Here is a 14,095-nt window from a genome sequence, read left to right on the forward strand (position 1 = left end):
TACTCTAAAAAACTTATATATGATAAAGGTGATTCCTACAGCAATACAGGATCACTCGTAGCTAAATATACTTGTTTTGATATATTTTGCTAATTTTTATTGAATTATGAGACTAGTTAACGCTATAATAAAACTAACAAAAACGTGCGGATAGAAAAAAGACTTCAACTGTTTAAGTAGTGCACTCACACTCTTAAACCGTTCCTCCTAGTTACGGTAGGAAAAACACTTGTCGAAGTCTCTTGTTAATAGAGTTAGTTTTTATAAAATAAAACTTATGGCTTTATTTTATATGAAATTGACATCTATTTCAAGGGCTTAGTTCATCAAAATCACGGCATTGTTTTCCTTTCATAAGGGAGACAGTGTCTTTTTTGTGTTCCTTAAAGGAGAAGATGAACAAATGAAAAAACTTTTTACCTGTTATTTACAAGATGTAAATACCTTCAATGGACGATTCACATGGTTATGGAAAGAAAAACCGACCCTTCGCAAAAAGAAAGAAGCGTTTTTAGAAACCCTTCGTACTCATTTCAAAAAACAACAATTGGCCTTACATAAAGTATTCCCTAAAAAACGTATGGAAATGTTAGATTACGTGGTTTATAACCTTGTTGCTACAGGCATTCAAGCGATTCACTCAAAAACACTCATGCAAAAATTTGATGTATCCCAAAGTACCGTTTCTCGCTTTGTAAAATCATTAAAGGAAACACCGTTTATGATCGTGGCACGTTATATCAAAGAAGATACAACAGGTGCTCATCCTGATAGCTATGTGTTTATCCTTAAAAGTCATACGAATTTTGATCAAATTTGTGATGAGATCTTTTTTGACCATGACACAACAGGTATTCAAACGCTTCAAAAAGAAGAAATGACAACTCCTGTGACAACTCCTGTGACAAGTCCAGAAAGTGCTGAAAACGTTGATACACCAAGCTTTGAGGACGTAAAAACATCGTCCCCCTTTATTAACCTTGATTTACCTAAAAATCATTTAAATAATCATTTAATATCTGCTTCACAGTCATTCTCTTATATCAAAGGTGTGCCTAAGAAAGTAAATAATGTGTATGCAGGTAAATATGGTCATCAACTAAAAGATTTTTATGCTCGTATTCAAAATGCAGCTAAAGCCGTAAAACGAGATACAGAGATTGAGATTGTGAAAGAACAAGTACATGAAGTCGCTTATACAGCTATTGTAGGCTTAGATAAATATGTACATGAGGCGAATCATAAGGGTACTACCCTATCACTGGATGAAATGTGCCGTCTTGTTTATCAAATTGCCTACAATCAATTTACTAATCTACTTAAAGGGAATAAGGAAGAACAATCACCTGAGTCAGACATACATACTGAAGCTGAAACAGCAGCGTTATTTACGCCTAAACATATCATCCGTAAGGAATTGGTTCCTGCTTGGTTACAAGCTGAACAGGAGCAAAAAGAGTCTACACAAGAAACAGCTATTTCTCTGGATGAACAGCTTGAAATGATTCAATTAAAGCAAGATTTAGGGCAAGAACTAACGCCAGAAGAAGAAAACTTACTCCAAGAGCACAGTACTACGTACAGTTCGTTGGAAATGGCGCGGCTTAAACAAGATCTTGGACAAGCCTTAACACCAGAGGAACAAGCTTTATTACACGAACATGCCCAATTACAGGACACCGTTTCGTAATCAAAACGTGAAGAAATCCCTTGGAAGCTGATGTTTAATAAGAGTATTATTATTTAGAACATGCTTCTAAATAATTAATATATAAACCTATGTAGGAGGAGATCACGATGCCCCATAAAATGACCTTAACAGGATCTGCGACAGGACCATTACGAGAATATGATCGCTACGTTGCCTTTGATATGCGTGAAAAAGGTTCACCTTCTGCGCCTAAAGGTCTGAAAAAGAGCACCTTTATTTCGTATACCGTGTTTGTTGCCAAGAAAGCCTTTAATAAAACCGGACTGACAAAAAAGAGTATTATGCATGAAAAGATCTTAGTTCAAGGAGAACCAACGTTAGATATTCCCATTGACGAGTGCCCTGGGGAAATTGGTATCATCTGCTTCCAGATCACCGTGCTCCCGAATAAAAACGATAAAGAAGCGAATGATTCAAAAGATAAAAAAGAAGCGAAGCAAGAGGTTTCTAAGGCACAACAAGAGGTTTCAGCTACTAAGCAGGAAGAAAAACAAGCTCCTGTTTCTCAGCCTGTAGCAAAAGAAGCGAAGCAAGAAGCTAAAACTATACAGCCAGAAGTGAAAGAAAAGCCTGTTCAAGAGAAAAAGGCTGCACAACAAAAGAAGCAGCTGCCTACTCAGCCAAAAGGGACACAGGATGTTGTGAACTTTGACGAGATAATCGTTCCTGAAGCCTTCTTAAAGACACGCCCAAACCCTGTGAAAACAGAAGAAGTCATTGAATTTGTGAAGCGTACAGGACACCTTGATAAGCCGTTAACAATTGAGAAAGGATCGAAGGTCTTAAAAGATGGCTATCGTCGTTATATTGTGGCCAAAACCGTAAAAATGGATAAAGTCCCTGTGGTCTATGAACATCAAAAATAAAGCAAAATCGAAGGAGGCAGCTATGAATACCAACTATATGTCAGAGTTTGGACTGCAAACATGGGCTTATCATCTAACCTTGTGTTGCCCTTATGATTTAGGTCATTTATCGTCAGATGATCGAAGATATAATATATATGTAGCTACTCTTATCCCGAAACTAAGTATAGATGAAGATTCTGTCCAATTCTTTGAAAATCATATACGTTTTGATGTCATTGTTGGAACAGGCGAACATACTTCAAGGGAGACGCTTGATGTTTCCGTTTTTCCAAGTGTTATCCCAGGATTTGATCACAGAAAATTTGAATTTGAATATGAGCAGCCACGTAAAGCAATGGTATTTACAGGTTGGGAAAAGGGTGTTATCGAGTTAAGTCTGCTTCAAGTCTATCGTGAGCATTCAAAGTATTACCTAGATACAGAGATCGTTTATATTGGGCAGGCATTTGGAGAAAATGGAGAACGCCTTCCTGCTGAAGAGTTAATGTCTGACCCCATGTTACAGAAGTTAGAAGCCGATCTTCTACATGAATATCCAGAGAAAGACCTAGCCCTTCTATTATTAGAGTTCAAATCACAATTATTAGAGGAAGTAGATAGTGAGGACGAAGATCTAATTCAATTAGAAGAGATAACAAAGAATCCTCCCCTAGAATTAAATAATCAAATCATAAATGTAACAGAAGCTACTCTAATTAATTATTTCAAACCTGAGTACAATGAGAAGTTCAACAATGATTTTCCTAGTGTAGAAGATTACGGTTTACATTATCGTTCCGTAAACGTACAGGTTCACCCTGATATTATGGGATTAAAGCTATTCTCAAAGGAAAAAACATACCTATCGAATGAGCGCATTGTTTCTTCTCTTTGATACTTGAATAGCTAAAAGAAAATTGGTTTAATGCTACAATTAAAGAAGATCACATTACAAATATATAATAATCCTAAAATGCCTCTGTATGTTATTCTATACAGAGGCATTTTTTAAAGAAATCAATTAGTAAGCTTTTAAACAATCTTAAGTTTAACTTTAGTTAAACTTAAAGAAAAGGAAATCTAAGGAATTTGGAAACTTATAAATCCTAATTCAACTTAGGTTCAACTAAAAAAACTATTATAACGTGAAATTACTATAATATGAACGTTAGAAGAACAGGATAATATCATTATAAGAACGAATAAGTAACAAAGAAAGGAAGTGGAGACTGTTGAGCGAACAATTGGGTTATTTTGCTAAACAGGTGTGCGAAAAATTAAAGCTAAATCCAAACACTTTACGCAAGTGGGCGATTGAATTAGAAGAAAACGGTTATAAATTTGAACGGAATAATAAGGGGACGAACGGTCAACGAATCTACTACGAACGCGATATTAACATTATAGCAGAATTCAAGGTGTTATTAGAGCGTACACACAGTGTCGAGAACACTGCAAAGCTACTAATGAAAAGGGTTGAAGAGGGATCGAACACAGAAATAACACATAGCGTTCGTGAAGAAAAAGAACGTTCGAATCCTGTTACAGTTACGTTCACCAGAGAGGAATTGGAGCAATATACTCGTGGGATTATTGAAGAAACTTCAGCAAAGGTTGCAGCTGAAGTTTCAGCGCAAACGGCAGAGGCAGTGTATAAAAAAATGGAAAACCTTATAGAACAACGAGACCACAAATTAATAAATCAAATGAACGAGAGTATGGAACAACGTCGATTAGAAATTGCTGCGGCACGAGAAGAACCTGCGTCTAGCTTTTGGAGTCGTCTTTTTAATCGTAAATAAGAATTTTATGTGCTTATATAACAAAGATGATCTATTACTTTAAATACAATGTCGAGAACGCTGTAAATTCAGCAATGAAAAGGGTTGAAGAGAGTTCGAACGCAGAAATAACATATAGCGTTCGTGAAGAAAAAGAACGTTCGAATCCTGTTACAGTTACGTTCACAGAATGGGAATAAAAAAAGATAGTATACACAAGATTTCCAGCTATGAAGTAAACAAGGGCTCTTGTTCTATTCTAAAAATCAGGCTCTTTTCTATTTGAATACGAATATCTATAACAAAGACCGCCCATTATGTATTAGTGTATAAGGCGGTCTTAACTATATTCATGCTATATGATTATGACAAAAATATCGACAGTATTCTTATTTATAACAAATTTATTTAAATGCCATAGCTGTATTTGTTTTATTAAGTATATGCACTATAGCTTGTATTTCATGAGCAAATTTGAGCAAATCTATGTATATATTTTTTTATACCGGAAATGATGTTAACATCAAGGAGGTTTTCATAATGTTCTGGTGGAAAAATCCCAAAAGGTCGAAATTCGGAAAGTGGTTAGATAAAAACGGCATACAGCAAACTGACTTCGCAATGAAAAGTAGTGTTTCTAGAAGAACAATATGGACAATTTGTAACGATAAAAACTACATACCTAGTGCTGCTATTTTAAGAAAAGTGATGGACACTGTAAAGAGTATAGATAGCAGTAAACAATCAAAAGATTTTTTTGACATATAAAAAGGCACAATTAATGTGCCTTTACCTAAATCAGTTAGTGTATAAGAATGTTTTAGCTTCATAATTCATCATCTGGATAGATCTCTTTTTCATATTGGTCTTCACCAGCTGCTGTAAGTACTAATTTTACATGGTCTGAATCAGGTTCAAACCTTACCATCTTTTTTTCTTTCCAATAATTAATAGCATTTCTTAATTCATTAGATTGTGAATCAAGACTTTCACTTGGATAGATAAATGAGTATCTAGAATCTTCATTTATGCAGTATTTATTATTGTACAACTCTATCAATAATTGATTACGATACATAACTCGTAGTTCTATTGTTAATTGCCCTGGATCTAAGTCAAGATTTTCGAGGATAGATATACTACGACTATCATTCATCTCCTCATTATTTTCGAAAAAAAGCTTCAAAAGCTCTTCTTTTTCCGCATTGCTCATATCATCTTTAATTAAATCAGTTAATAATTTTCTAAATAGAATATTGCGCTCATCAGAGTACATTTCTATTTTTTCTAGTTCTTTTAGTCGGTGTAACATTTCTTTGTCTAATTTGTCGGTATTAAAATCAAAATTCCTCGAAATTGCAGAATATGCCATCTCATAACTTTGACAATTAATCACTACGTTTTTCCATATTAACAACAAGCAAGCATATCGAATGGCTACAGCAGTCTCTGCATATTCATTCTTCTCTGCAAGCTTAATGTATTCCTCTAGAATTATGTGAAGCAAGGTTATTTCATCTACATCTGCAGAAAATCCACTATTATCATCAAAATACTTGTTCCGTATTATTTTTCTATATGCTGTGTGTATTTCTGAGTTTATATGTATCATATTTTCAGAAATTGTTTCTAAAATACTCTTTTTTATCTCCCTTGGATTTGTGCTAGCTTTAAGATCATGTCCTTTTTTAAAATCGGTCTCTATTGAAAAATAGTCATAAACTTCTGGTACTATTTTGTCATAAAATTCTTTAAATGTTTCTTTAAGCTTATTTTCTCTTTCTCGTTCTCTAGTTAAATTATTATTTAACCATTGTGTGAACCAAGCTGCAACAAGTGCAGTGGCAAGAGTTTGAAACCATTTCGTATGTATTATAGCTAATCCTAATATCTTGTTACTGACAAAAAAGGTAAGTACGCTCATATAAAAATCTCCCTTAAATAATTTAAGATTAAATTTTACATCTCTTTTTGATATTCACGTAGATAATTTAGGTTGAAAAGAGATTAACTGGAAGTAGTTAATATCCTGTACTTTCTTTTCTTATAATTAATAATTCACTTTTCTTTTTGCCTCATGCTGCTTAATAGGATTCTTATATTTCTCCATAAGTTCGTGAATACTGGCTACTTGTATAATTCGGATATGATCAGAAGACACAGCATAACGAATAGGCGTAATAAAAATAACGGAAGGAAAAACAGCTACCCGATCTTCTGGCTACCAATGCAAGGATCTCCATTCATCTGAAAAGAAAAACTCCTCATATAAACTAATTTTGGCCCGCATTCTCTGATCTGAGTACTGATTTCGTTGAATTTCAATCCAGAAGGGAGAGGCTTTGAAGATACAAAAAAGGTCTGGTTCAATGCCTCCTTTTCATCCAGTCGGCTTATCTTCGACAGTGACGTGTTTAGGTATGCTATACGTACACATTTGTTTATAAGCATCTAAGATTGAAAGGAAATGGAGTATTTTTTGCGAGTCCTTGTTAATCTTCGCATCTACAGGCAAATAGACGTTCCGAGAATACTGCTGTTTGCGTTCAATTAACCCTAATCGATATAAACACGTACCATAAAATGAAGCTATTACATGCATTAATAGACAATTTATGCTGTTTAAAGAACCGTTATATAAATCAATTCCGAATGAAACAATTAGGAATTGGTTTTGTTTTTGTATTTATTATGGTATTGCCAATTTCCAGAACATTTCCTGTTGCAAAATTTATGATTTTTATTTCTTTGTCGGAATTCCTTCCCGCAATATTCGCAAGTCTTTGTAAATTTTTTTATTTCTTTAATTGTATGATCCCACGGTTGACCCGTACCTTGATACAATTCTTCTAAGGTAATAATACTATTATTTCCCTTTGAATTGTTTTCAAAAGCAGTTATCAGTCTAAGATTAAATGGATGTGACAGGATCGGAGCTGGAACCCCATTTATATATCCATCGTGAACCGAATACTTATGATCGTATTCCATACCATCAGGACGATCGGTTCCGTAGAGTTTGTCAACAATTCTTGCACAAGCACGTTTATATTCTTTGTAACTCTTTAAATGAGCAGTTTCGTATCGTAAGTGAGCCTCTTCTGCTTTCCTTTTATTTGCTTCCTTTAATCTTGCTATTTGTTTTTTATTTTGAGGAGAGTCTTTGTCCTTCCACCTCTCCCTACTTGCTCTACTATTCTTCAATTTCAAATGGCTTTCAAGATTGGACAGTTTGATTCCAGAATCTTTAAGTATCCTTCTAATGGTTTTAGAACTTACTCCAAAATACTCAGCTACTTGATAAGCCAACAATCCTTTATTTATCTTTTCCATAATCATTTCAGCTGTTAGAGAAAAACCTAATTCTCTTTCGAAAGTGCTCTTTCTTGCCTCTGTAAGCGAACGAATAGGAATATTATAGTCTTTTAAACGATTTGTGACTTTAGTACGGCTACAATTATAAATTTTACTAATTTTCTCCATACTTAGTTTTTGATTTATATAAAGTTCGATTAGTTCTTCCTTTGGAATATGAGACTTTTCATGTGCCATAATGATCCCCCCTACTATAATTTTACAGCATATTTATTAATGGGGGAATACTGGTAAAACCTAAAAATTTAGACTAGATCAATAGAGATTGTTGTATCTTGTATTGTGCCCCTTTAGTACAATAGGAAAAGTAATAACACCAGTTTACATAAACACCCCTAAAGGAACCAAGCAAGCAAAAGAACCCTTACAGGAAAAGGGTTCTCTCGTGGGTGCCTTTAATCGGATATGCAGCATTTTATACACCTTTGATATGACGGTGATCTCTCCAGGTGTGTGTGAAGAAAAGGCGTATAAAAATACTACCTTTTATACATATGTCGATTCCTCCAAAAATAGCCATTATGGCAAGAATATGCTATTGTTTACATGCGGTTATATTTTGGTACTTTATAATTAGCAATCCTATAAAAAGCTATCTCGACTGCTAATGCCGAGATAGCTTTTTATGTTCTTTACCATTATGTGAGATTAATTTTAATTCCACTAGAAGAAGCCGAGGATCTTGGTCTTCCATCTCTTTGCTGCTTCCCCGCATTTTTATATTTTTCCATTAATTCATGAATACTTGATACCTGTATAATGCGAATATGTTCTGAAGACACGGCATAACGAACAGGTGTAATCAGAATAACAGAAGGAAAGATGGCTGCTCGATCTTCTGGCTGCCAATATAAGGATCTCCATTCATCTGAAAGGAAAAACTCCTCATAGAGGTTAATCTTCGCTTGCATTTTCTGTTCGGAATACTGATTGCGTTGTACTTCAATCCAAAAAGGAGATCCTTTAAAAATACAAAACAGATCCGGTTCAATCCCCCCTTTTCGTCCGGTGGGCTTATCTTCTACAATGACATTCTTAGGTATAGTATATGAACACATTTGTTTATAGACATCCAAGATAGAAAGGAAATGTAATATTTTTTGAGAGTTCTTTTTAATTTTGGCATCTATAGGCAAATAGACAGTCGGAGAATACTGCTGTGTACGTTCAATTAGCCCTAATCGATATAAACGTACCATCACACTATTACATGCATTTACGGGTGATTTAAGCTGTTTAAAGAATAGGTCAACTAATGAGTCTCGATCCACGGCTCTAAATTGATTAATAAACGCTATGATGTCTTTATCACGTTGAGATAAACGGCAACTCATCGCTGCTCCTCCTTCTCTAATAACCCAAAGATGGATTGTGGTGCAACTTCTATATCCGGCTCTGGATCATGTATCAACGCCTTATAAGGAGAAAGTATTTCCTTACAAGCTCCTTCATCTAAGAAAAAGGCTTGAAACTCTTTGACCTCATCAATCTTAATTTTCATCCGTCCCCTAGCTGCGGCATCGATTTCTTCTGCGCCAATTACTCCGGCTACTTTCGCATTTATCGCATCAGCCTGCCTGCCAGAGATCCGAACCCGTAAGTTTGCTTTGAGCGCTGAATTCAACAAATCAGCATCTGGACGCTGCATCGCAATAATCGTATGAACGCCTAGTGCACGACCTTGGCTGGCAAACTGTTGGGTCATTTCTATAAGCTCCGTTTCTCTCTTCACTATGGACATTTCATCAATTACCACAACGATACGAGGCAGCTTAAAAGGTAGCCTCCTAATATGTGTGACCCCATGTTCTAACAATAGATCGCCTCTTCGATACATTTCAGCTCGTAGTAATGCAAAAGGCTTTCGCATGTCTTTGGCTTCAAAACAAAGCGCATCCACATGCTCAATTCCATGAAATAATCCTAAATCAGCACGCTTCAGATCCACTAACACTAAGCGCAGCTCTTCAGGTGAGGTATACTTTATCCAAGTCGTGAGGTTGACACGCATCAGACTGCTTTTTCCTGCGCCAATTTCGCCCGAAATCAGTACGTTTCTAAATTCGCAAAATCCCATGAGATAGGGCATCCATAGATATCTTGACCAATGCATACCGGAAGCTCCATTTTCTCTATATGAGGATGAATGACTTCATAATTATAATTGAGCATCTTAGGTAGGCTTTTGTGATGAACGGTAATACTAAAGTTCTCTAAGCTGCCATTCACTTCAATATTGCTACCTAATACTTGCCGTAAGGCCCATCTCTTTTTGTTTAAGAGTTCAGGATCAATGCCATTCAGTAAGGAAAAAGCATACCGAGTGTAGGTGTGCTGATAATCGATCTGATGGATCTTTGGAAATTGATATAAGGTACGATCTCCACGCTTTGTGGCCCTATAAATTTCTGCCGTACGAAACGCTTTAATAAGCTTTCCACGCAATTTTAGTTTTTCAAACATCTAAAACCCTCCTCAAAACATAAATGTCGCAAAGAAGTAAAATAAGGCCCCATAAAAGGTGACAGGAAGGATAAACCGCATCACTTTTTCAAACTGATCGGCAAGATCTATTACACCCCATCGATTTAATATCTGTTCAATGAAGGCAATTCCTAAAACAATCCCTCCTATGGTAAGAATGGTGGGATCAAGCATGGCAACTGGACTAAAAGGAACAAAGGAATAAGCAGCAATAGGACGAGGTTTCATCGAGTAAGTTGAAGAAGGGTTATAAAAGAAGCTTCGAAAGTCAAACCATTTTGTTTTTCTCATGTTGGTACCTACTTTCATTCTTTTTATTTTTTCGCCTTTCATGTCTCAGTTATTTCAGCTCAACACATCCGGTCGCCCCCTTCGCCTCTTCGGCTCAGCTCCCTTACAGATTCCATGAAGAGCGTTACTAAACGTATAAAGCTTGTATTAATGCGGTAACGTTACCGGAATAGATACTATTTAGGGAATGGAGCTATGATTCTTTAGATACTATGTAGCTACTGCAGTAAGTTTGCCTGTCCATTCCAAAAATAAAAAAGAACCCTTACTGCAGTAGGGGATCGGTAGATGGTGATATAAGAAGTGCTGAGTTTTTATATGCTGTAGCTATCTTTTTCAAGAAATCGATAAGAAACTGCATGATATCGTCCTTACATATTCAGCGCACAATTTTATTTTTTGTGTACCTAATAAAATAAGTGCAAGGCTCTGTATCTTTCCTCTGCAGAGCTCTGCACTTTTATTTTATTATAATGTTAAGTTAATCTTATATTTATAATGTATCAGCATAATAAATTGCTAAATTTCAATAGTTAAATACTCTATTTATCGAATCTACGCTTTCCATATGTGTAGAAAGTTATAGCAAGCATTACCAATACCCAAACAACAAGAATTAGGAAATTATTGATGACATCGCTTAGTCCACCATTCTTACTTAACTTTGAAATTATCTCATCAAATTGTTCATTAGGTAAAAAACTAATAATTTTTAACAATATTTCATTATTAACAGCACTCTTTATTAAAGAACCAACTCCAAATATCATTAATACAGGCATGCCTATAATTGTTGTCTCCATTACAGTTCTTGAAAATAGGCCTAATAAAGTTCCAACAGTAATATAAATTATTAAACAAAGGAGAACATTTAATGAAAATAAAAATATAGATGGGGTCTCAAATCCACTTAGGAAAACAGAAGCAACGATCACAATAATAGTTACAATTGCTGATAAAGCACTTTTTCCAATTAAAACTTCTAATGTACTAGCTGGTGACAACAAAAGACCTCTTAGAGTGTTTTTTTCTTTTTCCTCTGCTACCATTGCAGCCTGGACAAAGCATCCCGAAATTACAAGTGCAAAATTGATTGGAAATGTAATAAAAATACCCCCATCATCATATTTACCTATAATTACAGCAAATATTAACGGAAAAGCTAAAGTGAAAATAATATATGAGTTTTTTAGAAGGTCTTTCCAATCCTTAAGTAATATCGCGTTTACTCTTTTTAAAGAAAAAGCCATTATAATTCACTCCCTGTTAATTGAACAAAAATATCTCCCAAAGTTGGTTCATTTGAATGTATAGAAAGTAATTCGCCATTAATCATATAATTACTAATTTGTTTTGCACCCTGTTCATCATTTTCTACTGTAATCGCTTTTCCACCCTTAAGGATGAGAGAAATAGAACCCTTACTGAATTGTAAACGCAAATTCTGTGGAGTATCTAATAACTTTATTTTTCCTTGATGTAGAAACGCTACTCTATCGCATAATTCTTCAGCTTCCAGCATATCATGAGTAGTTAAAAAGATAGTGGTACCTTCTTTGTTTAATTTTTTCAGTCCTTCGTATATATGTTTAGTATTAACTGGATCAAGCGCAGAGGTGGGTTCATCTAAGAATAAAACTTCTGGCTTATGAAGTAGAGCGCGAGCTAACACAACGCGTTGTTTCATCCCTTTAGAAAGTTTTTGTACCACTGTCTTTTTCTCTTTCACGAGATTTACATCTTCTAATACTTCATCAATACGTTTCTTATTTACCCCATATAAGTTACAGTATAAGAGAAGATTATCGTAAATGGAAAGGCGATCATAAAGAGTACTGTTATCAGTTAAGATTCCAACCTTTTTTAAATAATCATGATTTTTTTGTGTTTCTAAAGGTAGATTAAAAATATTAACTTCACCTGTGGTACGTAGTAACTGTGAAGTTAATATTTTAATAGTTGTGGTTTTTCCCGAACCACTTGGCCCTAAAAATCCAAATGTTTCACCTTTCTTAACTTCAAAATTAACATCTTTTAAAACCACTTTATTGCTAAATGCTTTAGTTAAGTTTCTAACTTCTATTATATTTTCCATGCCCACATCCCCTTAGTAAAAATATAAATTAGATTGCCTCACAAAATTGAGTTTACCTACGAACGTAGTTATTTGCATCAAAATCCACCTAAAAAGAGTATATATAACGATGAAACGAATCATTTTTAGGCTGGTTGAATCGGCATTTCCCCTAAAGGCGTCAAATATGGGTATAGATAATGATTTGAGTCTATGTTAAATTCCAATAATTTCTTTGAGTTCACTTAAATTACCTTTTGATAAAGGTATTGAGCTTTTTTTAGAATCATCAAGAATTAGACTATAACTATTACGTGTCCAAGTAATTACTTCTCTGACTCTTTGTAAATTAACTATGTAAGAGCGATGGCATCGAAAAAAACCAAATATCTGCAGACGCTTGAATAGCTCATTTAGGGTATATGAGCATGGAAATACTTCTCCATTAACATGTAAATTTGAGACTCCTTCGTTACTTTCAATAAATGAAATTTCAGTTGGATCAAATAAAATAATTTTTTCATTTACTTTTGCAGGAATCTTCTCAAATCGAACTTGCATACTTAAGGGAGATTTTTCTTTTTTCAATGAACCATCTAACTGGAATTCCTGTTTAGATGGCCCATTTTCCAAGGTGGTTTGATTATTTTCGAAACATGATTCTGTAGTATTTACTTCCCTTTCAAAATTTTTGATTATTAATTTTTGATTATCCTCGGAATTTTCATCTACAACTTCAATCTTTTTTAAACCATTTCTCTCTAAGGTATACACATTATTAGTTAAGGTAATAGCATTTTCGAAGTAATTAGTTATTATTAGAATAGCAATATCTTTTTTTCTTAATTCTGCAATCACCCTTTGAATAATTATTTTACTTTCTATATCTACATTTTGATTAGGCTCTTCAAATATGATTAATTCGGGTTGTGGTAAAATAACCCTAGCAACCTGTAGGCGCTTCTTTTCAGAAAAAGTTAAATTTTTAATTTTTACCTTTTTCTTCTCTATCAGACCCACTTGTTTAAGTAAATAATCAATGTCTGCATCGACTTGGTAAAGTTGACTAAAGAACGTTAGATATTGCTTTAAATTAAGGCGTTCATAAAATACCTCATCTAAAAAAGCTATTCCAACGTTCTTACAAAGGCTTTTAAAATTAATATTTAAAGGAACACTTTTAAGTAATATCTCACCATCTGATATCGATAACTTTCCAATTAACATTTTTATAAATTGATTGCCTAGTTCGTTATTGCACTTAAGCCCAACAATTTCTCCCTTGTTAATTTCTAAATCTATATTTTGAAACAAAATGTTATTACCGATACTTTTTTCTAAATTCTTTATACTTAATAACCCCATTTAACTGACTCCTAACTTAAAATATATATTGTGTAATTTAAGAAATTATTTATAAATAAGTAATGTTGCTATCTTTATAATTACTCTTAATATCTTAATGTATGTATTTAAAAAAACTTTTTTAAATAATTATCCATGTTGAAATCAACATTTCTATGAATATAAG

14 protein-coding genes are annotated in these 14,095 nt (G+C 34.2%); 5 read left to right on the top strand and 9 right to left on the bottom strand.

Features of this window, described 5'->3' with window-relative positions:
* The first annotated feature begins 403 nt into the window (after positions 1 to 403).
* The 5 genes from M3225_RS25600 to M3225_RS25620 all read left to right on the top strand — a co-directional run bounded on the left by M3225_RS25600 (position 404) and on the right by M3225_RS25620 (position 5,108).
* Entirely contained in the window at positions 404 to 1,690 is a 1,287-nt protein-coding gene (locus tag M3225_RS25600; RefSeq protein WP_251399472.1) for a replication protein, read from the top strand.
* Positions 1,691 to 1,797: 107 nt separating this feature from the next.
* Positions 1,798 to 2,577 carry a plasmid stabilization protein gene (locus tag M3225_RS25605; protein WP_251399476.1) on the top strand — a complete coding sequence of 260 codons (780 nt, stop codon included), beginning with the start codon at positions 1,798 to 1,800 and terminating at the stop codon, positions 2,575 to 2,577.
* Positions 2,578 to 2,599: 22 nt separating this feature from the next.
* Positions 2,600 to 3,454, top strand: a complete 855-nt coding sequence (locus M3225_RS25610) for a hypothetical protein (RefSeq protein ID WP_251399479.1) — start codon at positions 2,600 to 2,602, stop codon at positions 3,452 to 3,454.
* A 337-nt stretch (positions 3,455 to 3,791) separates the two neighbouring features.
* Positions 3,792 to 4,361, top strand: coding sequence for a MerR family transcriptional regulator (locus M3225_RS25615; RefSeq protein WP_251399482.1), 570 nt, complete (start codon positions 3,792 to 3,794; stop codon positions 4,359 to 4,361).
* 519 nt (positions 4,362 to 4,880) lie between these two features.
* A complete protein-coding gene (locus M3225_RS25620) occupies positions 4,881 to 5,108 on the top strand; it encodes a helix-turn-helix domain-containing protein (RefSeq protein WP_029325668.1) in 228 nt (75 codons plus the stop codon).
* A gap of 58 nt (positions 5,109 to 5,166) precedes the next feature.
* Here the strand turns inward: M3225_RS25620 and M3225_RS25625 are convergent, their stop codons facing one another.
* From M3225_RS25625 to M3225_RS25665, 9 genes are all read right to left on the bottom strand, one after another.
* Positions 5,167 to 6,264, bottom strand: a complete 1,098-nt coding sequence (locus M3225_RS25625) for a hypothetical protein (RefSeq protein ID WP_251399485.1) — start codon at positions 6,262 to 6,264, stop codon at positions 5,167 to 5,169.
* A 737-nt stretch (positions 6,265 to 7,001) separates the two neighbouring features.
* Positions 7,002 to 7,892: a UPF0175 family protein gene (locus M3225_RS25630; RefSeq protein WP_251399488.1), complete on the bottom strand. Its 891-nt coding sequence runs from the start codon at positions 7,890 to 7,892 to the stop codon at positions 7,002 to 7,004.
* 461 nt (positions 7,893 to 8,353) lie between these two features.
* A complete protein-coding gene (locus M3225_RS25635) occupies positions 8,354 to 9,049 on the bottom strand; it encodes a hypothetical protein (RefSeq protein ID WP_251399490.1) in 696 nt (231 codons plus the stop codon).
* The gene (locus M3225_RS25640) at positions 9,046 to 9,726 is read right to left on the bottom strand and encodes an FtsK/SpoIIIE domain-containing protein (RefSeq protein ID WP_251399494.1); all 681 of its coding nucleotides are present in this window, start codon (positions 9,724 to 9,726) and stop codon (positions 9,046 to 9,048) included. The genes M3225_RS25635 and M3225_RS25640 overlap by 4 nt, the downstream gene beginning before the upstream one ends.
* A gap of 35 nt (positions 9,727 to 9,761) precedes the next feature.
* Positions 9,762 to 10,178 carry a hypothetical protein gene (locus M3225_RS25645; RefSeq protein ID WP_251399497.1) on the bottom strand — a complete coding sequence of 139 codons (417 nt, stop codon included), beginning with the start codon at positions 10,176 to 10,178 and terminating at the stop codon, positions 9,762 to 9,764.
* A 12-nt stretch (positions 10,179 to 10,190) separates the two neighbouring features.
* Entirely contained in the window at positions 10,191 to 10,490 is a 300-nt protein-coding gene (locus tag M3225_RS25650) for a hypothetical protein (RefSeq protein ID WP_251399501.1), read from the bottom strand.
* A gap of 542 nt (positions 10,491 to 11,032) precedes the next feature.
* Positions 11,033 to 11,740, bottom strand: a complete 708-nt coding sequence (locus M3225_RS25655; protein WP_251399506.1) for an ABC transporter permease — start codon at positions 11,738 to 11,740, stop codon at positions 11,033 to 11,035.
* Complete coding sequence (locus M3225_RS25660; protein ID WP_251399509.1) at positions 11,740 to 12,585, bottom strand: ABC transporter ATP-binding protein; 846 nt, start codon at positions 12,583 to 12,585, stop codon at positions 11,740 to 11,742. The genes M3225_RS25655 and M3225_RS25660 overlap by 1 nt, the downstream gene beginning before the upstream one ends.
* A 195-nt stretch (positions 12,586 to 12,780) precedes the next feature.
* The gene (locus tag M3225_RS25665; protein ID WP_251399513.1) at positions 12,781 to 13,929 is read right to left on the bottom strand and encodes a LytTR family transcriptional regulator DNA-binding domain-containing protein; all 1,149 of its coding nucleotides are present in this window, start codon (positions 13,927 to 13,929) and stop codon (positions 12,781 to 12,783) included.
* Positions 13,930 to 14,095 lie beyond the last annotated feature (166 nt).

Origin of the sequence: Priestia aryabhattai (assembly GCF_023715685.1) — a bacterium.
Lineage (GTDB): Bacteria > Bacillota > Bacilli > Bacillales > Bacillaceae_H > Priestia > Priestia aryabhattai_B.